We start from the raw sequence: 18,075 nt of genomic DNA, 5'->3' as shown, positions 1-18,075 counted from the left end.
CCCTCACGCGAACGAGTCCGCGATGTCGTAGTCGTCGATCACGTGCGGCCCTCGGATGACCAGTGCCCACCGGGCGAAGATCGCCGCGGCGAACGGGCTGACCTCGGTCAGGCTGTTGGTTCGGTCGAGCGTCCAGGCGTCCCCGACGCGGCGGGTCCGGGCGCCGGTCACCGCGGCGGTGAACGGCACCTGGTCCAGGTGCCGGATCGTCCCCTGGTTCATGGCGTCAGCCATCTGCCCGCACGCCTCGGCGATGTCCCCCGCGCGCATGACGGCCAGGTCCCCGCGCTGCGGCTTGTCCTTGTCCTTCGGCACGTCGATGCCCGCCGCAATCAGGTCGTCGATCAGCGAGGCGGCCGGCGCCCCGGAGGATGCGACCGCCACGGCGACTGGGTCCCACAGCCGGTGCAGCCGCGCCATCGCGGGCACTACCCAGTCCGTGCCGGGCCGGTGCGCCACGACCTCCAGGTGCACCCGACCGTCCGGCCGCAGCGAGGCCGCGCTGATAGATGCATGCTTGCGGTCCTGCGCGACGTCCAGCGCCAGCGCCACGCTGGCCTGCACCGGCCGGCTGGTCTTGTCGGTGAGCGCGGGCCAAGCGGCCGCGGGCACGTTGACGTCAGGCGGCGGGGTCTTCTTGCGGGTGCGGTTGAGGTAGGCGCGGTCGAACTCGGCCGGGTCCATCGTGTCGAGCTCGTGCTGGATGACGGCCTCGGAGACGGTGTAGCCGAGCGCGGGTAGCGTGGCCCGCCAGGTCGCCGGGTCCGCCCGGTCCAGGTCGTCCGGGGCGAACCACTCGAAGTACGCGGTGCGCGGGAACACACCGGTCTCCCACAGCTCTTCGATCATCGCCCGGCCGGCCGCGCGCTTCTTGTTCAGCGGCACCGACTTCTCGGTGCCGCCGGCGGACGCCCACCACAGCTGTGCTTCCTCGAGCGTCAGCATGGCCGGCGAGAATGCCTGCTCCAGCCGGTCGTCGACGTGGGCGAACAGCTCATCCATCAGGCCGAGGTTGAGCGAGGGCCCGTGGCCGGCGGACTCGGTGTTGGCGGTGATGCCGATGCGGGAACGGGTCGTCCGGCTGATGATCGCCTCGCGCCCGTTGGCCTTGCGGATGAAGAACCTGCGGGCCAGCCGGCTGATCTCGATCGTCGCCCAGAACTCGTCTTCCAGGCGCTCGCGCGCCATGGTCCGGTTCTGGGCGGCGTAGACGATGCGCTGCCGCCGGAACGCCTGGGCGCGGTGGACCATGACGGCGAGCAGGCCCTGGGTCTTGCCCTGCTGCCGGGGGACGGACAGGCCCACGTGCCGATACCAGAAGTTCCCCGTGACCGGGTCGATCTCGAGGGCGACGTCCCACACGTACCGCTGCCACGGCATCGGCTTGTAGCCCAGGCGCTCCATGACCTTGGCGACCTTGCCGCCTAGCGTCAGGAAGTCGGGGCGGCGCGGGGTGCCCCACACCGGGGGGCAGGTCAGCCCGTACCGCTCGCGCAGGTCCTCGGTGAACTCAGTCGGGGGTCGCCAGATCGTCGAGGTCGTCATCGTCCGGCTCCTCCGGCGAGAGGGAGCGCAGATCAGCGAGGACCTGGCGCAGCTCCTTGGACAGCCCTTGCAGCGAGTTACCGAGGGACGCCGGCGCATCGACCTCGGCGGCGAGCCGCACGGCGATGGCGGCCAGTGTGGGGGCGGTGGTGTCGAGGGTCTCCAGGTCTCCGAGTGCGGCGATGTCCTCCAGCACCCGGGCCTGCACCGGGCCCGGCCGGGTGGCTGCCCCGGACGGATCGCTGGCCGGGGTGTCGGCGCCGGGCAGCAGCTGCTGCGGCGCGACGTCGAGGGCGGCCGCGATCGCCGCCAGGTCGTCGACGTCGACGCGGCGCGCACCCGACTCGATCTTGCCGAGGACCGATGTGCTCATGGCGCGGCCGGCGTCGGTGATGCGGCCGGCGAGGTGGGCCTGGTCCCAGCCGCGGCGCTGGCGGTGCTCGACGACGGCGCCCGCGAAGTGCGCGCCGGACTCGCCAATCTGGATGGCCCGAGCCGCCATCATCGCCTCCTCTGTACGCCGAGGGTCAGCCCGCGATCATGGCGGGGGCCTGGCCGGCCCGGGGAGAGAAAAATAAAAGCTGGGCGCGGGGTTGAGGAGATGATCTTTCCTAAAAAACTCCGTCGATTTCCTCGGAGATCTCGTCAGATTCGTCTCTGACCTGCACGTTTTCAGGTGGCGCCACCTTGAGGATTGCGGTCCGTTCCTCGCGGGCTGCCTCGCCCGTGGCCGGGTCCACGTAGAGGTGGCCGTCCTCGTTGCGCAGCAGCGCGTCGTAGCGGATGCAGCGCTGACCGCCGAGAGTCAACGGCTCGATGGTGATCGGTCCCTCGATCGGCACACCGTTGGGGTCGACGTCGTTGGCACACAGCCACTCGGCTACCGCCGTGCGCGGGCCGTATGGGGTGTCGTAGTCAGCGGGCACGGTTACCTCCTTCGGCTGCGGCACCAGGCGTGACCGCAGTCGATGAGCGCGGGATCGCACAGGGCGTCGACCAGGCTGGCTGGCGGGGCGCTGGGCGCCAGGCCGAGGCTGGCCTCCAGGTCCCGGATGCGTGGGTAGGACGGGCGGTCGTGGGTTTCGCACCGCCGGGCGATGCGGCGCAGCAGCCCGAGCATGGCGTCCTCTCTACGGTCCGGCGAACCAGTCGACGCTGGTGTGGAGCTGGACGACGTCGGCCAGGGGCCGGTCGCCCTTCTCGTTGTTGCAGCGGCGGAGGCAGATGGGGCAGCCGGCCACGCCGTGGATGGGGGCGAGGTTGTCGGGGTCGAGGCGGGCGCCGCCCTTGCTGACGGGGTGGATGTGGTCGACGGCGTCGGCATGGCCGTGGCCGCACACGATGCACACGTCGCTCTCGCGCAGGATCCGGGCGCGTAGCTGTCTGAACTGGTAGCCGGTGAGTTCGGCGCGGTCGGTGGCCACGTGCCTCCCCTTGGACGTGGTGAGGCCCGGCCGCTCTGCGAGGGACCGGGCCGGTGGGCGCTGGGCTCAGTAGGTGGGGCAGATGTGCTTGTGCGCCACGTCGAGGATCTTCTGCGCGGTGGTGGCGTCGCGGCCCTCGGGGTGCGTGGGCGACGTGAAGCGCATGCGGGTGACCTTCACCTGCTGGGCGCTGTCGCCGGGGTAGCGCTTGTAGGCACTGCAGGTGTCGATGCCCCGGCTGACGGCCTTGTCTTCCTTGCCGTGGACGATGTCGGGGTCGAGGGCGTCGAGGGCCTTGATGTAGGCCTTCCAGTCGGCGGCCTGGGGCGTGGGCGGCAAGCCGGCTGCCTCGCGTGCCTGGGCCCTCTGTTCGTCCGTGAGTCCGGACTGGGTGGTGCTCGGCGTGGGCTTGGCGGTGGCTTTGTCGTCGGTGCTGCTGCAGCCGGTGACGGCGAGTACGCCGAGGACGGCGGCCGCCGTGGCGGTGGCGGTACGGGTGCGCATGGTTCCCCCCAGGGACTGGTGTGTGGTGAGGGGCCATCATGCGGGGCGTGCGGGGGGCGTGGTGGCGTTGTGACGAGCCTGTGACGCGTGTTCGGTCTCGCGTCTGCAGGGCGGGGTGCGGGGCCGCCGGAGCCGCGCCGGTCCGTGACGGCCTTGCCTGGGGCGCGCCGTCCAACGGGCTGGGAGGGTCGGACGCGGCCCCGCACCGTTCAGGGGGTGCCGATGCCGACGAGGCGGAGGGCGCGGCCGCGGGTGGCTTTCTCGGCGCGGGCGATGTCGGGGAGGGCGTAGAGGGGGCGGTTCTGGTCGTCGAGGCCGGCGGCGGTGAGGTGGCCGCGTCGGACCCAGTGGCAGATGGCGGAGCGGCTGACGGCGGCGGCGTTGGCGCTCACGGTGCGTCGCCATCGGGTGGCGAGGGCGGCGGCTTGGGTGCCGGTGTAGAGGTCGCTCATGTGCCGCCTTCCTTCCCTGAGATGTGCCGCAGCCACGGGCCCGTGGGGGTCCGGGGCTGCCGATGTTCAGTTATGGGCAGACGTGTGCTGCTGGCGCCATGTTGACGCTAAGTGGCGATCTTGTCCAGCGGGGCGGGTTCGGTGCTCTGGTGGGCGGTGTAGTAGGCGGCGGCGTGGGCGTCGTAGGCGAGGGGTTCGAGGTGGTGGCCGCAGGCGGTGCAGGTGATGCCCCACTGGCCGTCGACGGCGACGAGGGCGAAGGCGTCGCATTCGGGGCAGGGGGCGGCCTTGGGGTGGCGGTGGGGGGTGGCGTGGGTGAGGCCGCGGATGCGGTGCACGAGTTCGCCGAGGGCGTCGTGCAGGCCGGCGACGACGGGTTGGGTCAGGGTGTAGGGCAGGTAGGCGGTGAGCCAGGTGCACCATCCGGTGATGGTGGGGCCCTGGTGGGGGACGGCCTGTTCGCAGGGGCGGACGTGGGCGGTGCCGTGGGCGTCGCGGCCGGCGGCGGGGTACAGGTAGGCGATGTGGCCGGCCCAGGCGGCCAGGATGGCGGCGATGGGTGCGGTGCCGTCGTCGTCGGGGCCGGTGGGGTCGTAGCGGCCGGGGCCGAGCAGGGTGAGCACTCGCAGGTCGACGGGGAGCGGGGCGTGGGCGCGGCCGGTCCCGCCGAGGCGGCCGCGGGTGGGCGCTTGGCCGGGGGTGAGGAACTCGGCGCCCAGGAGGCGTGCCTGCCCGGGGAGCTCGGCGAGCCACCCGCGGAGGTCATCGGCGCAGCGGGCGCACGCGTACTGCCCGTCGGGGGCTGTGCGGGGGCAGATCGCGCAGGCGGTCATGGTGGAGCGTCTCCGGTGGTGCGTGGTGGTGGGCAAGGGTGGTTCCTCGCGCGCCTGCGATTGCGCGCGTGCGATCGCAGGCGCGTACGCGCGCGCGAGGGGTCAGGGGTTGGGGGTGACGCGGTAGCCGCTGCTGAGGAGGTACATCTCGACGCGGGGGGCTATGTCGGCGCCGTTGAACTCGACGTGCGGGTCGGTGATGAGCCACCAGTCGTCGAGGGCGGCGGCGATGACGGCGAGGTGGGCGGGTGGTACGGGTTCCAGGTCCTCGGCGGCCGCCGTGGTGTGGGTGAGGCGGCGGCGTAGGGCCTTGGCGGCCGCGGTGATGATGGCGGTGAGCGCGATGAGGGCGATAGCGGCGAGGGTGAAGGCGAGTGCGGCCGCACCGATGAGGACCAGGAGGGCGATGTCGAAGGGCTGGTCGGGGCAGAAGGTGCCGGGCTGGCAGTCGTTCATCTGGGCTTCCTGGGGTCGTGGGTGGGCAGGGCCTCGATGGCGCGGCAGACGGCGATGGCCTCGCGATGCTGCTGCTCTTCGCGCCGTTGCTGCTGCTTGTCGAGCAGGCGGTCGACGGCGGTGTAGAGGCCGGCGGCGAGGGCGGCGACGGCAACCAGGCCGATGACGGCAGCGAGGCCTCCGAGCATGGCGACGGCGAATACCTGGTTGGGCGTCACGGTGCCTCCGGTCCGAAGATCGCGGCGTACTGGGCGTCGAGCTGTTGTTCGGCCTGTCGGTGGATGCGGTCGGCGAGGTGGGCGCCGGCAATGCAGCCGGGTTGGGTGCAGGTGGTGCGGACGGTGCCTTCGGGGGTGCGGCCGTGGTGGCTGCGGAAGATCTCGCGGCGTGCGGCGTAGCAGCGACCGTTGGCCCACAGCTGCGGCTGCCCGTTGGCGAAGGGGCCGGTCCAGCGGGCGTGTCCGTCGCCGTGGTGCTCGAGGTAGCGGTCGATGGTCTGGCCGATGCTGCGGGCCTGCATGCCGCGCTGGGGGGTGGGGATGCCGAGGATGCGGCGGACCTTGACGCTGGTGGGCGGTGAGACGCCTGTGACGTCGGAGATCTCCTGGAGGGTGGCGCCGGCGCGGAGCATGGCGGCGACTTGGGGGTAGCGCTCCTCGATGGCGGCGCGGAGTTCGTCTCCGGCGAGCTGGGTGAGCGGGGCCGGGCGTACGAGGTCGATCCGCAGGGCCTTCCGGGTCGCCACGATGGTGGCGTGGCTGACGTGCAGCTCGGCCTTGATCTTCCGGTAGGGGGTGCCGGCGCGGAGCATGCGGGCGACGTCGTCGCGGATCTTCATCGCTGCCACCTGACGGGCCGTACGCCGTGGGTGGCTCGGTGGGGGGTGCGGCGGCGGGCGGCGGCCCGGGCGCGGGCGATGCGGCAGCTGGCGATGTGGGGGCGGCGCAGGACCTCGCGCAGCTCGACGTGGGGGCGGCTGCGGGAGAGCTGGCGAGCCCAGTAGGTGCCGTCGGCGTCGACGCGGACGGCCTGGTTGCCGGTGGGGTCCTCGGGCGGGTCGATGGGGATGCGGCGGCGGTTGGCCTCGGTGAGGCACCACAGGACGCGGGCTCCGCAGTCGTCGCAGGTTCCGTAGCCGGTGGTGGGAGCCGGGCGGGGTATCGGGGTGGACATGGCATCGGGTCCGTTCTGGTCAGGCGGTGTCGCGGGCGGGGCGGATGTGTTCGGCGTGGTCGCCGGTCCAGCGATGTTGGTAGGCCTGGGCGGCGGCGTGGGGGCGTTCGCGGGCGACGAGGGCGCGCCATCCGCCGGTGCCGGGTGGTGGGCCTACGGGGCCGGTGGGGGCGTGCGGGGGCGCTTGTGGGGCGTGAGGGGAGCCCGGGGCAGGCTCGGGTGCCGGAGGTGCCTGTGGGGGCGTGTGGGGTCGCTTCTGGGCGCGTCGGGCGGCAACGCGGCGTTCGCTCTCCTCGATCTCCCGCAGGAGCTGTCTGTGGGCGGTGGCTGCTTCCCGGGCGTAGGCGCACGTCTGGCAGTCGGTGCCGGCCTGGTGGTCGTCGGGGTCGGCTGACCAGATGACGCCGGTCTCGCAGCGCGGGTCGGCGCAGCCGCGGCGGACGAGGGCGGCTCCGATGAGCCAGCGGGCGAAAGAGCGCACAGCGGGGCGGCCGTCGTCGGGGGTACCTGCGGAGCGCATCTGGGGGTAGCGGCGCTGGAGTCGGTCTCGGAGGCGGTCGGGGTGCTGTCCGTCGCCGAGGTGGCGCAGGACCTCGTGGACGGCCCGTTCCCACTCCCAGCCGGTCAGCCTGGGGAGTTCGTGTCGTACGGGGGCCAGGACTGCGTGGACGGTCTTCCAGGCGGCAGCGGTGAGGTCGAGGCCGGTGCGCCGTCCGAACGTGTCCACGACCAGGTCGCGTTCGCACGCGCTGGTTGCTGTAGGTCGCCTACGGCGGATACCCAAGACGGCGGTGGGCGGGTTGTTTCTCTGGTCTGTCAGTACAGCGTCTTCCTTAGTCGCGAGGGATCCGCCACCTGCGCTCGCTCCCGATCCGCCATCTGACGACACGGCCGCGGGCGCGGGTACGGCGTGCAGGGGGCCGTCGTGGACCTCGTAGTCGTGGCGGCCGTGGGCGCCGGCGCGGCGGTGGACGGTGATCCAGCCGAGGCCCTCGAGTTCGGTGGTCATGCGGCGGGCGGTCATCTCGGTGACGCCGAGGACGCCGGCGAGGTCGACGGCGGTGGCCGGGGTGCGGGTCGCGACGGCGTAGGCGAGGGCGCAGTACAGGACGAACAGGCGGTGGCGCAGCGTCTTCGCGGCGAGGACCGGGACGTACGCGAAGTGCTCGTCACGGGCGAGGGAACGGGTCCAGCGCTCGGCGGTCTCGCCATCGCCGGCCGAGTCGGTGTGCCGGATCGTGGTCAGCTCGGGAACACCGTCCGGGCCTGGAGCGTGCAGCTCGGCCAGGTAGCGCTCGCCGGTCCGCTTGCTGTCGCCCATCCACCCGGCGAGCCGCGCGACGGACGCACGGCAGCGCTCCGGGCGCTTCTGCAGAGCGGTGATCTGCGCGTGCCAGGCCACGGCCCCGGGGCTGTAACGGCCGCTCCCCCACACGCGCCTGGGAACCTTGACCTTCTGCCCGTACCAGGGCTCCGCGTCCGCACCCGCAGCACCACCGGCCCCGCCACGGGAGTGGCGGGGCTCGGCGGAGCGCGCGGGCTGGCGGGTCACGGTGTCCTAGCTGGTGTCGTCGTCGGACTCGGGGACGGTGTAGGTGGCCCCGCAGGGGGCGGTGCGGATGCCCGGGGCGGTGTGGCGGTGGCGCTGGCCGCAGCCTCCTTCGCCGTCGCAGCGCACCGTGTACTCGGTGCGGCCGGAGGTGGCGATGGGGTCCGCGGTGACGGCGGCCGGGCCGCCCCAGCGGGGCGGGTCGGCGGGCAGCAGCGGTAACTGCCCCGGCGCCTGGTGGCTGTCGGTCATGAGGCGGGCTCGCCGGTATGGGCTGGCTCGGTGCGGTCGGCACAGGGCGCGTCTGCGACCACGGGGAAGACGAGGGTGATCGGTCGGACCATGTAGCCGGGGCTCCAGGTGTGGATGTCCGGCCGGCGGATCCAGCCCGCCAGCTCCAGCTCGGTCAGGACCAGGCGGACGCGCTTGGGGTCGAGGTGCATGTCGCCGGCGAGGTGTCCGGCCTCCTGGTGCTTACCGCCCGCGGGCAGCTCCCCCGACGGGCCGGCGCGGTGGGCCAGGATGAGCGCGAGGTGGCGCTGGTTGCGCTGCAGGTTGCTCGCCAGGACGGCGCTGACCCAGCGGTCGCGGTCGTAGCCGCGGGGCGGGGCGAGGACGGCCGGGGTGGGTGCGGTTCTCGTGTTCATGCGGTTCCTTCTGACGGCCCGGGGCAGGTCCGGGCGTGGGTGGCGGTGATGGTCTGGGTGAGGTGGGCGACGTCAGCCGCGCCGACCGCGGTGTACTCGCAGCCGTGGCGACAGGTGAAGCGGGCGACGGGCAGCCGCAGCCAGATGCGGCGGTCGTTGTGCCAGTGGCCGCCGTCGACGTGCAGGCCGAAGAAGGCGAGCGCGGGCGGCCAGTGGGTCACGTCGGCAGCTGGCCGGCGGCGTCGAGGACCGCGGCGAGCATGAGCGTCGATACGAGCAGCCAGGTCCGGTACACAGGTCCTCGATTCGGTTATGTGTTCGAATTGGTGGGGTGGTCCGGCCGCCCTCCGCCGCGGGGTGAACGGTGGGGCGGCCGGACCGGTCTCAGGCCCTCTCGGGCACGGTGGGCTTGCGCGGCCGGAACTGGTCGGGCAGCAGTGGGCCGACGATCACGTCCCGCACGACGAACGGGCCCGGCTGGATGCGCTGCCGGGTGATGCCCTGCCGGTAGCCGGCCGCCAGCACGTTCACCGCCTGGGCGATCGCCTCCTGGTGGCTCAGGCCGGCCGATGCGAGCACGGCCAGGTCCCGGCGCAGGCTCGGCCACTGGCCGAGGTCGATCACCACTTCCTCGGCCGGAGTGCGCCGGGGCAGAGCGGTCGGCGCAGTCTCGGCCGGTCGGTCGGGGCCGGCGGCCTGGACCGGTTCGGCCGGTGGCGCGTCCTCGGCCGCCGGGGTGACCGATACGGGGCTGTCACCGGCGCTGGCCTGCGGCGCAGAATCGTCCACCGGCCGTACGGGCTCGTCGGTCGGTGGCGCAGAATCGGCCGCCGCGCGGTCGATCTCCTCCAGGTCGCGGGTCACGGTGTCGCGTGAGATGCCCAGCCGGTCGGCCATCTGGCGCAGGCTCAGGTCGGGCTCGGCGGCCCGCAGTTCGGCCACCCGGCGGCGGCGCAATGCGCGCGCGGACGCCGGGCTCACCGGGTGCCTCCGGTGTGGACGGGGCGGCCGTCGCGGACGATGGTCAGCAGGTGCGGGCCCGCCTCGAACCAGAGCTCGTAGAGCGGCTCGTCGGCCGCCTCGGTGGCGAAGCAGCCGACCATGCCCGCGGCGTGCTCGACGGTGTCGGGCAGCGTGTGGGCGAGCGGCTGCAGGGACAGCAGGCCGTCGCCGGCGTCGCCGACGATGTACGTCTCGCCGAAGGCGGGGAAGTCGCCGGCGGCCGGGTAGTGGACGTGGACCAGGTCCCCGGGCCGGGCCGGGTACCAGGGCGCGGACTCCAGCGCGTTGCCCGCCTTCATGAGGGCGTCGATCTCGCCGCCGAGGTCACGGCGACGCTTGGCGTCCTCGGCCTGGGCGAGCGGGCTTTGGTCCACGTCGTCGCTCAGCGGGAGCTGGGCGGCGATGCGCATGGCGAGCACGTCGACCTGGATGGCCCACGGCTGGGGGCGCTCGGTGACCTGGGGGTCGAAGTAGGCGGCGGGGTAGCCACTGATCATGTCGGCCGTGACGACGTCGTCGACCGGCTTCTTCAGGACGCGGGTGATGATCTGCAATGCCTCGGTGCGGCGCATGGGGTGTCCTTCGCTGAGGTGGTGGCCGGGCGGGCGGGACGGTCGTCAGGGCACGTCCCGCCCGCCCGGCGGTCTCGGGTGGTCAGGCGCCGCGGGTGCGGCGCCGAGTGGTCGGGAGGGCCTCCACCGGGACCGTGACGCGGAAGCCGGCGCGGGCGAGGTCGGCGGCCTGGCGCTCGGCGATGCGGCGCAGCTCGTCCTGCTCCAGCCGGAACTCGCGGGACAGAGCAGCGGAGAGGAGGTCGATCGCGGCGGCGGTCACGATGCCGGTGCGGGCCATCAGGGCTCCTGTGGGTAGCGGTAGCGGGCGCGGGCCTGGCGGACGCGTCGGCCGCGGGTCAGGTGGAACTGGGCATGCCACGGACCGGTGGTGGTCTCGGGCAGGTACGGCACGCGCGGCGGGCGCTGGGTCACCGGCGGCAGGCGCCGTCGTCTCCACCGGGTGTCGTCGGCGGCGAGGACGACGAACGCGGCCAGGACCGCGGCGAGGACGATGAGCCAGATCATCCGGTCACCCCGTTCGTGCGCTCGTCGTAGGCGACGAGGGCGATGTCGAGGTAGACAGCCTGGTCCCATCGGGCGTCCTGGCCGGGGGCCCGCTCGCAGGCGCAGCGCAGGCCGCACAGGGCGGCGTGCATTGCGGCCTCTGCGACCATGGCCGGGTCGGCCAGCTCGTCGACGTCGAGGACGACCAGGTCGCCCGCGGCGGCCACGGACCAGCCGGCCAGGTGCGACCACTGCACCGTCATCCCGGACGCGCAGGCCTCGGGCTGCACCAGGTCGTCGTGGCCGGGCAGCCACTCCAGCCGTAAGAACAGCTCACGGCGGCGGCTGTCGCCCTCGATCCGCATGCCGGTCTCCACCGTGTCCGGCAGCAGCACGAGTTCCGCGAGCGCGCCATGCACGGCGTCGGCGTAGGGCAGCTGCGGCAGGGTGGCGCGGGTGGCGTCGTCCACGGACAGCGCGCTGTCGTGGGTGCTCTTCCCGGACACGTCCGCCACGGCGGCCTGGCCCGCGGCGCTCACTTCGCACCGCCCGTCTGCTCGGCGAGGCGGGCGCCGATCCACCTCGCGGCCGCCGCGACGGTACGCAGGGGCGAACCACCGCGGCCACGGCCGTCGCTGGCGTGCGCCCACCGCACGTGCTGCCCGTAGCCGTACGGCCCCTGCGGGTCGGGCACGGCGAGCGCCGTCCAGAGGATGCCGCCGAGCTTCCCGCGGCCCTGGCTGATCTGCCCGACGACGGTGTCTTTCGTGACTTCCTTGGTGCCGGTGCGGGTGACGACGAAGTCGTGCGGCTCGTCGTCGACGGCGCGCCCGAAGTCGAGCCACGGCTGACCGGGCCACAGCAGCAGGCCGGCCGCCTGGCGCGGCGGCAGGCCGTAGCCGAGCGTCTTCGTGCTGGTCATCGTGGTGCCGGTGTCCACGGTGGCCTCGCCGGTGATCACCTGCGCGGCGCCGCACGAGCGGCACACGATCCGGACCATCGTCTGCTCGTAGCTGTTGCCGTGCCCGCACTCCTCCTGGGGGCAGGAGTGCGTGAGCGGCGGGTCGCCGTGCCAGGTGCGGCGGTAGGCGTTCTCCTCACGGCGGAGGCCGATCTCCCACGACGGGCGCTTGCAGCCCGTGCGGTGCTGCGGCTGCTCCCAGCCGAGGTAGGTGTCGAGGGCCGAGTTCACAGTTCACCGCCGGCGGCCGCGGCCTGGTCGTCGGCGGCGGCCAGCTGCTCGCCGGCGCGGGCCAGCGCGTCGGACACGCACATCGGCGAGCAGTACCAGCGCGGCGCCGTGTCCTCGGTGCCAGCGACCTCGATGCGCACCCAGCCCGACAGGGCCGTACCGAAGCGCGGAGTCTCGACCGTGCCGCAGCCATCGGTGGGGCACGGCGCGTGGACGTCGCGGACCTCGGCGTCGACGAGGGACGCGAGCCGGATCCGGGCGTCGCCCTCGACGACCAGGTCCGCGCGGCCGCCGTAGGACGACGTGCACCCGATGACGGCCTTCTTGTGCGTGTCGCCGGGCCCGGGAATGTCCACGCTGCCGTTCCAGGCCAGCGTCATCGGGAAGGAGTCCAGGGCGGTGGTGCCGTACTCGGCGGCCACCGCGATCTGCGCGACGGTCAGCAGGTCGGTGCCCGGGCGGCCCTCGATGAGACGCAGCACCGCGGTGAGCTTGCGGTGGTCGCCGGCCATGCGGGCGAGCTGACGGCCGCGCTCGACGAGCTCGGCTTCGTCCTCGGCCTGGGCCTGCTCGTACGCGGCGGCCGCGATGTCGGCGGCGGCCTGCGCGTCGAAGAGGATCCCGGCCTCGTGCTCGGCCTGCGCGATCTCACGGGACGTCACCGCACCGGCCTTCATCGCCGCAGCGATGACGCCCTCGGCGGCCTGCACCGGCAGAGGCGGAGGCAGGCACGCCTTGCAGTACAGGACCTGGGCACCGGACTCGTACCGGCGGCCGCGCGGGTCCGGGGACAGGGGGCCGGCCTGCGGGCCCGTGCTGCACATGCAGCACTCGGGCATGGCCGGCTCGGGGAACGGCGCACGGAGGCGGTGGGGCACCTCCGGGTTCGGCGTCGGGGCGGCGAGTGCCTCGCTGAGCGGCAGCGGCGGCCGCGCGGGCGGCGTCTCCGGGGGCAGTGCTCCGGGGGTCTGAGATGCTGTGGTCACGGTTTCCACTCCTGTGGTGTGTGGATGTGCCGAGGGGTCGCGTTCCGGGGTCGAGCCGGGCGCGGCCCCGTACTGATGTCTGGGGGTCAGGCGGCGTGGCGGTGCACCGGCTGCGGCCGGCCGTGGACGACCGCGCGCTCTGCGGCGAGGCGCGACTGCAGCGGCATGAGCGCGCGTACCAGGTCGGCGTCCTCGCGGGACAGCGGAGGCGCAGCGTTGGCGATCCGGCGGACGTAGGCCTGCCGTTCCTCCGCGGTCACCCCGCGCTCCTGGGAGCGCTGGCTCCGGCGGGGATCTCGTCGACGAGGTCCTCGTCCGCGACCTGCAGAACGGTCTTCAGGGCCGCGTACACCTGCGGGGAAGGCTGGGTTTCGCCCTGCTCGATCTTGTAGATGTTCCAGCGCGAGCATCCGGCGACTTCCGCGACCTCGGATACCTTCAGGCACCGATCCTCGCGAGCACGCCGGAGCTTGGCCCCGGATATCTTCCGGCTCAACATGACTCCAAGGTACTCCACTTATTGGATTTCTCAATCCTTACCGTGGAGTAACTTGGACAGTGATTGGGTGACATTGGAGTTACTCAGCGCTCCGCGAGGCAGCAGACCCGCAGCGCAGGGCCACATTCGACAACATTGGAATGCATTGGAGTGCCCATGTACTCTCGGCCCATGACAGCTGCCCCTGAGCCCAGAGTCCGGCTCGCGCAGTACATCGAACGCCGGATCGCGGCACTGGCCCTGGAGTACGCAGAGGTCTGCCGACGCGCGGAGATCTCCGACGAGACGCTCGGCAAGATCCGCAAGGGCATGAAGGCGCGCGGCTCTACATACCTCAAGCTGGAGAGGGCCCTGGAATGGGGTCGGGGCAGCATCGCCTCAGTCCTCGACGGCGGCGAGCCGACACTGCTGGAGGCGCCGGCCCCGCCAGCCCCCGACGCTGAATCACCCCCTCAAGGGCCCTCGCTCGGGCAGGAGTTGGAGCTGGCCGAACGCCTTCTTGCGGCAACCGTCCGGGAGATGAAGCTGTCACGCGAAGAGGCTGACGAGGTATGGCAGCGGGTGCGGCTGAATATCGAGGTTACCCACCGGTCACGTAAGGGTGATAGCGGGGGTAATGACCGAAATGACCGCACTGGATAGTAACGGTAAGGTCACGAACCGTTTCAGTTTCTACCAGAGTGACACTCGTCTTACAGACAGTGGTCCCCAGTCACTGCATATGCCACATACATGGACTGGGGGAGTCGCACATGTCTAATTTCGGCCAGCTCGTTGCAGCCCTCGCGGGCGGCGCCCTGCTCGGTATCGCCGCGGTGCTCGTCGTCAATGCGAGGGATGTCGAGCGAAGGGCCGAGCGGCAGCGCAGGATCGATACTGCAGTGCAGGCGATCGTGGCCGGTGTGGAGTCGTACCGGCGTGACTGGCCGCCGGACGTAGACAGCGAAGAGTCGGGCGCGGACGCATCGGTCGAGGTGTACGCGAAGGCCCATCTCCGGCTGCTCATACGGCCGGCCGCGGCTCCGTCGACCGCCAGCAGCAGACCTCAGCGGTCCAGCCGCCCGACTCCGGTCCGGCGCAGATCACGCTTCCAGCGCAGATGACGGGATCTCATGCCGCCACTCGATCCGGGTGGTGACAGGCGGCTGATTGCGGCCGGCATGCGTGCTGGGTATGACGCAGGGCCGGCCGAGATAGCCGGGCCTGCAGATCAACCGGACCAGCATCCGCTGCGCCTTCAACGGAGCGGCGGCCCAGGACTCCCCCACGTCCCTACCGGGCTGCACGATGCTCTGCACCACCGACGGCAGCAGCAGCGCGCGCTCCCTGGCTTCCAGTTCCAAGACCTGCTGCTCCTTCTTGGCCAGCGAGGCCGCCAGCAGCCGGACCTCGGCGAGCGTCTCGCCGGTCGCCGCTCTCAGCTCGTCGCGCTCCGCCCGGGCGCGGGCCAGGTCCGCCTGCACCTGGCGGACGGTGGTGTCAGTGCCGGCGGGCGCGCTCAGCACCTCGTAGATGTCGGGGCGGGCGAGGTAGGCGAGCATCACCCCGGGCTCCTCTGCCGTCCCGATCAGCAAGTCGTCCACCGGGTCCTTCTGGATCTTGGACCCGCCGCACTTCGCGCACCGGTAGACGTCCGGCCGGCCTTCCTCATACCGGGGCCCCAGGAGCGTCCAGCAGCGGCCGCACGTCAGTGCGGCCGTGACGGCGTGCAACAGCTCCCCGCCGGGGGAGGTCCCACGGCCGGACGCGGTGAGCATGCCGTGCACGTTCCAGAACTGCGGCTCGGGCACGATGCCGTTCCAGATGCCCTGATAGACCGTGCCCTTGTAGTAGCGCAGGCCCGCGTACGCATGGCGCAGCGCCATGGCCCGCAGCTGCTCCCGCTGGAACGGCCGGCCGCTCGCGTTGAGGTGGCCGCGGCCGAGGAACTCCCGCTCGGCGGCCGCCAGGGTGTGCCCTGCCTCCAGGATCCTGAACAGCTCCTGGACGACGTAGGCGCGCGCCGGGTCCGCCTCCCACGTGAGGAGTCGCCCGTTCTTCTGGTCGTAGACGGGCCGCAGTCCATACGGCGCCTTCCCGTACGGGCGGCCCCGCTCGGCGTCCGCCGGCGCGGTGCGCACCAGGCGCCGGTGTGTCTTGTACGACTCGTACTCGGAGTCCACCGCGTCGTCGATGAGCGCCTTGCGGTCGCGGCCGTTGGCGGGGTCGTAGAGCCGCTCGTGGGTGGTGACCCAGATACGGACGGCCTGCTGCTCGCACAGCTCGATGAAGGCAACCCACTCGCCCACCTTGCGGCTGCCGCGGCTGGACTCCCAGAGCATCAGGACGTCCGCGCCGAACGCGCTCTGCCTGCCGGTCGGGCCGGTCTGGAGGTCGGCCACCAGGCGATCGAAGTCGTCGCGCCGGCGCCGCGCGTACCGGCTCGCGCTGCGGCCGTCGTCGATGTACGGCTCCCCGAGCGTCCACTCCTGGTCGTCGGCGGCGAGCCGGTTGTCCCGCCCCTGATCCTCGATGGACCGGCCGCCCTTACGGTCGGACAGCCGCCGGTACTCCCGGGCCCTCAGCCCTCGCACATCCCACATGCGTACGGTCTACCAGAGTCTGGGTCCTCTATGAAGCTGATTCTCCGTAGACGGCCTGCGAACCGGAGGTGACCAGCACCGACAGCAGGGCGAAGAGGGTCATGGTGGTGGGCAGGCCGAGGGCCTGCCCCCAGGTCTGCGCCTTCTGCGACTTCCCGTAGCGCGTGAAGTCGGGGATGTTCAGCGACAGCGTCGACCAGAAGCCGATCATGCCCATGAGGGACGGCCAGAAGAGCTTCCAGAAGTCGCCGCCCCAGCCCAGCTTCGACGGCTGGTCGAGCAGCGGGCCGAAACCGCCGGCCTTGTCGCTCATCCGGACCAGCATCACGAGCGCGCCGACGAGGACGAAGGGCGCGGCCCAGTTCTCGAAGCGGCGGATCGTCTCCATGCCCCGGTAGATGATCGCGACCTGGAGCGCCCAGAAGATCGCGAACGACAGCCACATCGTCCAGGGGTGGCCGCCGAACGCCCCGGCCTCGCTCCAGCCGTTGCCGATCAGTTTTCCGGCCAGGAAGTAGATCGCCTCGCCGCCGATCCAGGTCTGGATGCCGAACCAGCCGCACGCCACCAACGCCCGTACGACGGCGGGGAGGTTGGCGCCGCGGATGCCGAAGGAGGCGCGGGCGAAGACCGGGAAGGGGATGCCGTACTTCGGTCCCGCGTGCCCGGTGAGCAGCATCGGCACCAGCACGATCAGGTTGGCGAGGGCGATGGTGAGCACCGCCTGTTTCCAGTCCATGCCGACGGCGATCAGACCGGAGGCGAGGGTCCACGAGGCCGTGTTGTGGGCCATGCCGATCCACAGCGCGGAGAAGTTGTACGTGGTCCAGGTGCGCTTCTCGACGGGGACCGGCAACAGGTCCTCGTTGGCGTAGGGGCCGCTGGGCGGCGGCGAACCGGGGGCGATCTCCACCCGGCCGTCGGCGAGGGTGACTTGGGAGGTCGGCGGTATGGCCGTGGGAGCGGTGTCGGTCATGGGCAGGCCAATCGAACGAGGTGGGACGGGAGAGGCCGTGCGGGCGGTACCGAGGGGGGTGCGCGGGAAGGCGCCCTGGGCCCCCTCCCCTGGACGGCGGGAAGGGGGAGTTCTGAGGGGAGTCGGCGAGCCGGCGACCGGTCCGGCGTCCGTTCAGCCGTTGGCGGCGGGTCAGCCGTTGACGGCGGGGATCACGCGGGAGCCGTAGGCGTCGATGGTGGCCTCCTGCGCGTCGTGCATGTCGTAGACGGCGAACTGGTCGACGCCCAGCTCGCGCAGCGCGTTCAGCTTCTCGACGTGCTTGTCCACCGGGCCGACGATGCAGAAGCGGTCGACGATCTCGTCGGGCACGAACCGGGTGTCGGGGTTGTCGGCGCGGCCGTGGTGCGCGTAGTCGTAGCCCTCCCGTGCCCTGATGTACTCGGTGAGTTCGTCGGGTACGGCGGCGGAGTGCTCGCCGTACTTGGAGACCAGGTCGGCGACGTGGTTGCCGACCATCCCGCCGAACCAGCGGCACTGCTCGCGGGCGTGGGCGAGCGCCTGGGGCGAGTCGTCCTCGGTGACGTACGCCGGGGCGGCGACGCAGATCTTCACCTCGGCGGGGTCGCGGCCGGCGGCGACGGCGGCGTCCTTCACCGTCTTGACCATGTACTCGGTGAGGTACAGGTCGGCGAGCTGGAGGATGAAGCCGTCGGCCTCCTCGCCGGTCATCTTCAGCGCCTTGGGACCGTACGCGGCCATCCAGACGGGGAGTTCGGCGCCGGGCCTGATCCACGGGAACCTGATCACCGTGCCGCCGAGGTCGGCCTCGTCGCCGCGGCCGAGGGCGCGGATGACCTTCATGGCCCCGCTGATGCGGGCGAGGGTGTTGGGCTTGCGGCCCGCGACGCGCATCGCGGAGTCGCCGCGGCCGATGCCGCACACCGTGCGGTTGCCGAACATGTCGTTGAGGGTGGCGAAGGTGGAGGCGGTGACCTCCCAGGTGCGGGTGCCCGGGTTGGTGACCATCGGACCGACCGTCAACCTGCTGGTGTTGGCCAGGATCTGACTGTAGATCACGAACGGCTCCTGCCAGAGCACGGCCGAGTCGAAGGTCCACCCGTGGGTGAAGCCGTTGCGCTCGGCCCGCTGCATCAGGCTGATGACCTTCGAGGCGGGCGGGTCGGTCTGCAGGACGAGTCCGAAGTCCATGGCACC

At 72.1% G+C, this 18,075-nt stretch carries 28 protein-coding genes and 1 pseudogene; 2 read left to right on the top strand and 27 right to left on the bottom strand.

Translation table 11 applies throughout. The features are described 5' to 3' along the window. Nucleotides 1-3: 3 nt before the first annotated feature. The 24 genes from AB0N31_RS10355 to AB0N31_RS10240 all read right to left on the bottom strand — a co-directional run bounded on the left by AB0N31_RS10355 (nucleotide 4) and on the right by AB0N31_RS10240 (nucleotide 13,320). Nucleotides 4-1,545 (bottom strand): terminase, encoded by a 1,542-nt coding sequence (locus AB0N31_RS10355; protein ID WP_366057980.1) that lies wholly within the window; start codon nucleotides 1,543-1,545, stop codon nucleotides 4-6. Further along, nucleotides 1,511-2,047, bottom strand: a complete 537-nt coding sequence (locus tag AB0N31_RS10350; protein ID WP_366057979.1) for a helix-turn-helix domain-containing protein — start codon at nucleotides 2,045-2,047, stop codon at nucleotides 1,511-1,513. The genes AB0N31_RS10355 and AB0N31_RS10350 overlap by 35 nt, the downstream gene beginning before the upstream one ends. A 109-nt stretch (nucleotides 2,048-2,156) precedes the next feature. Continuing rightward, complete coding sequence (locus AB0N31_RS10345) at nucleotides 2,157-2,471, bottom strand: hypothetical protein (RefSeq protein ID WP_366057978.1); 315 nt, start codon at nucleotides 2,469-2,471, stop codon at nucleotides 2,157-2,159. A gap of 204 nt (nucleotides 2,472-2,675) precedes the next feature. After that, entirely contained in the window at nucleotides 2,676-2,969 is a 294-nt protein-coding gene (locus tag AB0N31_RS10340) for an HNH endonuclease (protein WP_366057977.1), read from the bottom strand. 66 nt (nucleotides 2,970-3,035) lie between these two features. After that, nucleotides 3,036-3,473, bottom strand: coding sequence for a hypothetical protein (locus AB0N31_RS10335; RefSeq protein WP_366057976.1), 438 nt, complete (start codon nucleotides 3,471-3,473; stop codon nucleotides 3,036-3,038). A 209-nt stretch (nucleotides 3,474-3,682) separates the two neighbouring features. Continuing rightward, a complete protein-coding gene (locus tag AB0N31_RS10330; protein ID WP_366057975.1) occupies nucleotides 3,683-3,925 on the bottom strand; it encodes a MerR family transcriptional regulator in 243 nt (80 codons plus the stop codon). A gap of 107 nt (nucleotides 3,926-4,032) precedes the next feature. After that, nucleotides 4,033-4,794, bottom strand: coding sequence for a hypothetical protein (locus AB0N31_RS10325; RefSeq protein ID WP_366057974.1), 762 nt, complete (start codon nucleotides 4,792-4,794; stop codon nucleotides 4,033-4,035). Nucleotides 4,795-4,860: 66 nt separating this feature from the next. Next, nucleotides 4,861-5,214, bottom strand: coding sequence for a hypothetical protein (locus AB0N31_RS10320; protein WP_366057973.1), 354 nt, complete (start codon nucleotides 5,212-5,214; stop codon nucleotides 4,861-4,863). Continuing rightward, nucleotides 5,211-5,432, bottom strand: a complete 222-nt coding sequence (locus AB0N31_RS10315; RefSeq protein WP_366057972.1) for a hypothetical protein — start codon at nucleotides 5,430-5,432, stop codon at nucleotides 5,211-5,213. Before AB0N31_RS10315 ends, AB0N31_RS10320 begins: the two co-directional genes overlap by 4 nt. Next, nucleotides 5,429-6,052: a hypothetical protein gene (locus tag AB0N31_RS10310; protein ID WP_366057971.1), complete on the bottom strand. Its 624-nt coding sequence runs from the start codon at nucleotides 6,050-6,052 to the stop codon at nucleotides 5,429-5,431. The genes AB0N31_RS10315 and AB0N31_RS10310 overlap by 4 nt, the downstream gene beginning before the upstream one ends. After that, nucleotides 6,049-6,387, bottom strand: a complete 339-nt coding sequence (locus AB0N31_RS10305) for a hypothetical protein (protein ID WP_366057970.1) — start codon at nucleotides 6,385-6,387, stop codon at nucleotides 6,049-6,051. Before AB0N31_RS10305 ends, AB0N31_RS10310 begins: the two co-directional genes overlap by 4 nt. Nucleotides 6,388-6,406: 19 nt before the next feature. Then, on the bottom strand, nucleotides 6,407-7,939 hold the full coding sequence (locus AB0N31_RS10300; protein ID WP_366057969.1) for a hypothetical protein: 1,533 nt from the start codon (nucleotides 7,937-7,939) through the stop codon (nucleotides 6,407-6,409). A gap of 6 nt (nucleotides 7,940-7,945) precedes the next feature. After that, entirely contained in the window at nucleotides 7,946-8,188 is a 243-nt protein-coding gene (locus AB0N31_RS10295) for a hypothetical protein (RefSeq protein WP_366057968.1), read from the bottom strand. After that, on the bottom strand, nucleotides 8,185-8,583 hold the full coding sequence (locus AB0N31_RS10290) for a hypothetical protein (RefSeq protein WP_366057967.1): 399 nt from the start codon (nucleotides 8,581-8,583) through the stop codon (nucleotides 8,185-8,187). The genes AB0N31_RS10295 and AB0N31_RS10290 overlap by 4 nt, the downstream gene beginning before the upstream one ends. After that, complete coding sequence (locus tag AB0N31_RS10285) at nucleotides 8,580-8,804, bottom strand: hypothetical protein (protein WP_366057966.1); 225 nt, start codon at nucleotides 8,802-8,804, stop codon at nucleotides 8,580-8,582. Before AB0N31_RS10285 ends, AB0N31_RS10290 begins: the two co-directional genes overlap by 4 nt. A 163-nt stretch (nucleotides 8,805-8,967) precedes the next feature. After that, nucleotides 8,968-9,564, bottom strand: a complete 597-nt coding sequence (locus AB0N31_RS10280) for an HTH domain-containing protein (RefSeq protein WP_366057965.1) — start codon at nucleotides 9,562-9,564, stop codon at nucleotides 8,968-8,970. After that, nucleotides 9,561-10,157 carry a hypothetical protein gene (locus tag AB0N31_RS10275; RefSeq protein ID WP_366057964.1) on the bottom strand — a complete coding sequence of 199 codons (597 nt, stop codon included), beginning with the start codon at nucleotides 10,155-10,157 and terminating at the stop codon, nucleotides 9,561-9,563. Before AB0N31_RS10275 ends, AB0N31_RS10280 begins: the two co-directional genes overlap by 4 nt. 82 nt (nucleotides 10,158-10,239) lie before the next feature. After that, a complete protein-coding gene (locus AB0N31_RS10270; RefSeq protein WP_366057963.1) occupies nucleotides 10,240-10,437 on the bottom strand; it encodes a hypothetical protein in 198 nt (65 codons plus the stop codon). Then, nucleotides 10,437-10,664, bottom strand: a complete 228-nt coding sequence (locus AB0N31_RS10265; RefSeq protein ID WP_366057961.1) for a hypothetical protein — start codon at nucleotides 10,662-10,664, stop codon at nucleotides 10,437-10,439. The genes AB0N31_RS10270 and AB0N31_RS10265 overlap by 1 nt, the downstream gene beginning before the upstream one ends. After that, a complete protein-coding gene (locus tag AB0N31_RS10260; RefSeq protein ID WP_366057960.1) occupies nucleotides 10,661-11,182 on the bottom strand; it encodes a hypothetical protein in 522 nt (173 codons plus the stop codon). The genes AB0N31_RS10265 and AB0N31_RS10260 overlap by 4 nt, the downstream gene beginning before the upstream one ends. Next, complete coding sequence (locus AB0N31_RS10255; protein ID WP_366057959.1) at nucleotides 11,179-11,835, bottom strand: hypothetical protein; 657 nt, start codon at nucleotides 11,833-11,835, stop codon at nucleotides 11,179-11,181. The genes AB0N31_RS10260 and AB0N31_RS10255 overlap by 4 nt, the downstream gene beginning before the upstream one ends. Next, nucleotides 11,832-12,821: a hypothetical protein gene (locus tag AB0N31_RS10250; RefSeq protein ID WP_366057958.1), complete on the bottom strand. Its 990-nt coding sequence runs from the start codon at nucleotides 12,819-12,821 to the stop codon at nucleotides 11,832-11,834. Before AB0N31_RS10250 ends, AB0N31_RS10255 begins: the two co-directional genes overlap by 4 nt. 86 nt (nucleotides 12,822-12,907) lie before the next feature. Continuing rightward, the gene (locus tag AB0N31_RS10245) at nucleotides 12,908-13,081 is read right to left on the bottom strand and encodes a hypothetical protein (protein WP_366057957.1); all 174 of its coding nucleotides are present in this window, start codon (nucleotides 13,079-13,081) and stop codon (nucleotides 12,908-12,910) included. Continuing rightward, entirely contained in the window at nucleotides 13,078-13,320 is a 243-nt protein-coding gene (locus AB0N31_RS10240) for a helix-turn-helix domain-containing protein (RefSeq protein WP_366057955.1), read from the bottom strand. Before AB0N31_RS10240 ends, AB0N31_RS10245 begins: the two co-directional genes overlap by 4 nt. 171 nt (nucleotides 13,321-13,491) lie before the next feature. Between AB0N31_RS10240 and AB0N31_RS10235 the strand changes: the two genes are divergently transcribed. Both AB0N31_RS10235 and AB0N31_RS10230 read left to right on the top strand, forming a co-directional pair. Further along, nucleotides 13,492-13,962 carry a hypothetical protein gene (locus AB0N31_RS10235; RefSeq protein WP_366057954.1) on the top strand — a complete coding sequence of 157 codons (471 nt, stop codon included), beginning with the start codon at nucleotides 13,492-13,494 and terminating at the stop codon, nucleotides 13,960-13,962. 110 nt (nucleotides 13,963-14,072) lie between these two features. After that, nucleotides 14,073-14,423, top strand: a complete 351-nt coding sequence (locus tag AB0N31_RS10230; protein ID WP_366057953.1) for a hypothetical protein — start codon at nucleotides 14,073-14,075, stop codon at nucleotides 14,421-14,423. Here the strand turns inward: AB0N31_RS10230 and AB0N31_RS10225 are convergent. The 3 genes and pseudogenes from AB0N31_RS10225 to AB0N31_RS10215 all read right to left on the bottom strand — a co-directional run bounded on the left by AB0N31_RS10225 (nucleotide 14,403) and on the right by AB0N31_RS10215 (nucleotide 18,069). Next, nucleotides 14,403-15,902 carry a recombinase family protein gene (locus AB0N31_RS10225; RefSeq protein ID WP_366057952.1) on the bottom strand — a complete coding sequence of 500 codons (1,500 nt, stop codon included), beginning with the start codon at nucleotides 15,900-15,902 and terminating at the stop codon, nucleotides 14,403-14,405. The genes AB0N31_RS10230 and AB0N31_RS10225 overlap by 21 nt on opposite strands. A gap of 40 nt (nucleotides 15,903-15,942) precedes the next feature. After that, nucleotides 15,943-16,878 (bottom strand): annotated as a pseudogene (locus AB0N31_RS10220) (cytosine permease); the annotation flags it as partial. A gap of 171 nt (nucleotides 16,879-17,049) precedes the next feature. Further along, entirely contained in the window at nucleotides 17,050-18,069 is a 1,020-nt protein-coding gene (locus AB0N31_RS10215; RefSeq protein ID WP_366057951.1) for a TIGR03842 family LLM class F420-dependent oxidoreductase, read from the bottom strand. Nucleotides 18,070-18,075 lie beyond the last annotated feature (6 nt).

This window comes from Streptomyces sp. NPDC051051, from assembly GCF_040682975.1.
GTDB lineage: Bacteria > Actinomycetota > Actinomycetes > Streptomycetales > Streptomycetaceae > Streptomyces.
The sequence above is the reverse complement of the archived record's forward strand: the minus strand, read 5'-3'. Positions and strand labels throughout refer to the sequence as shown.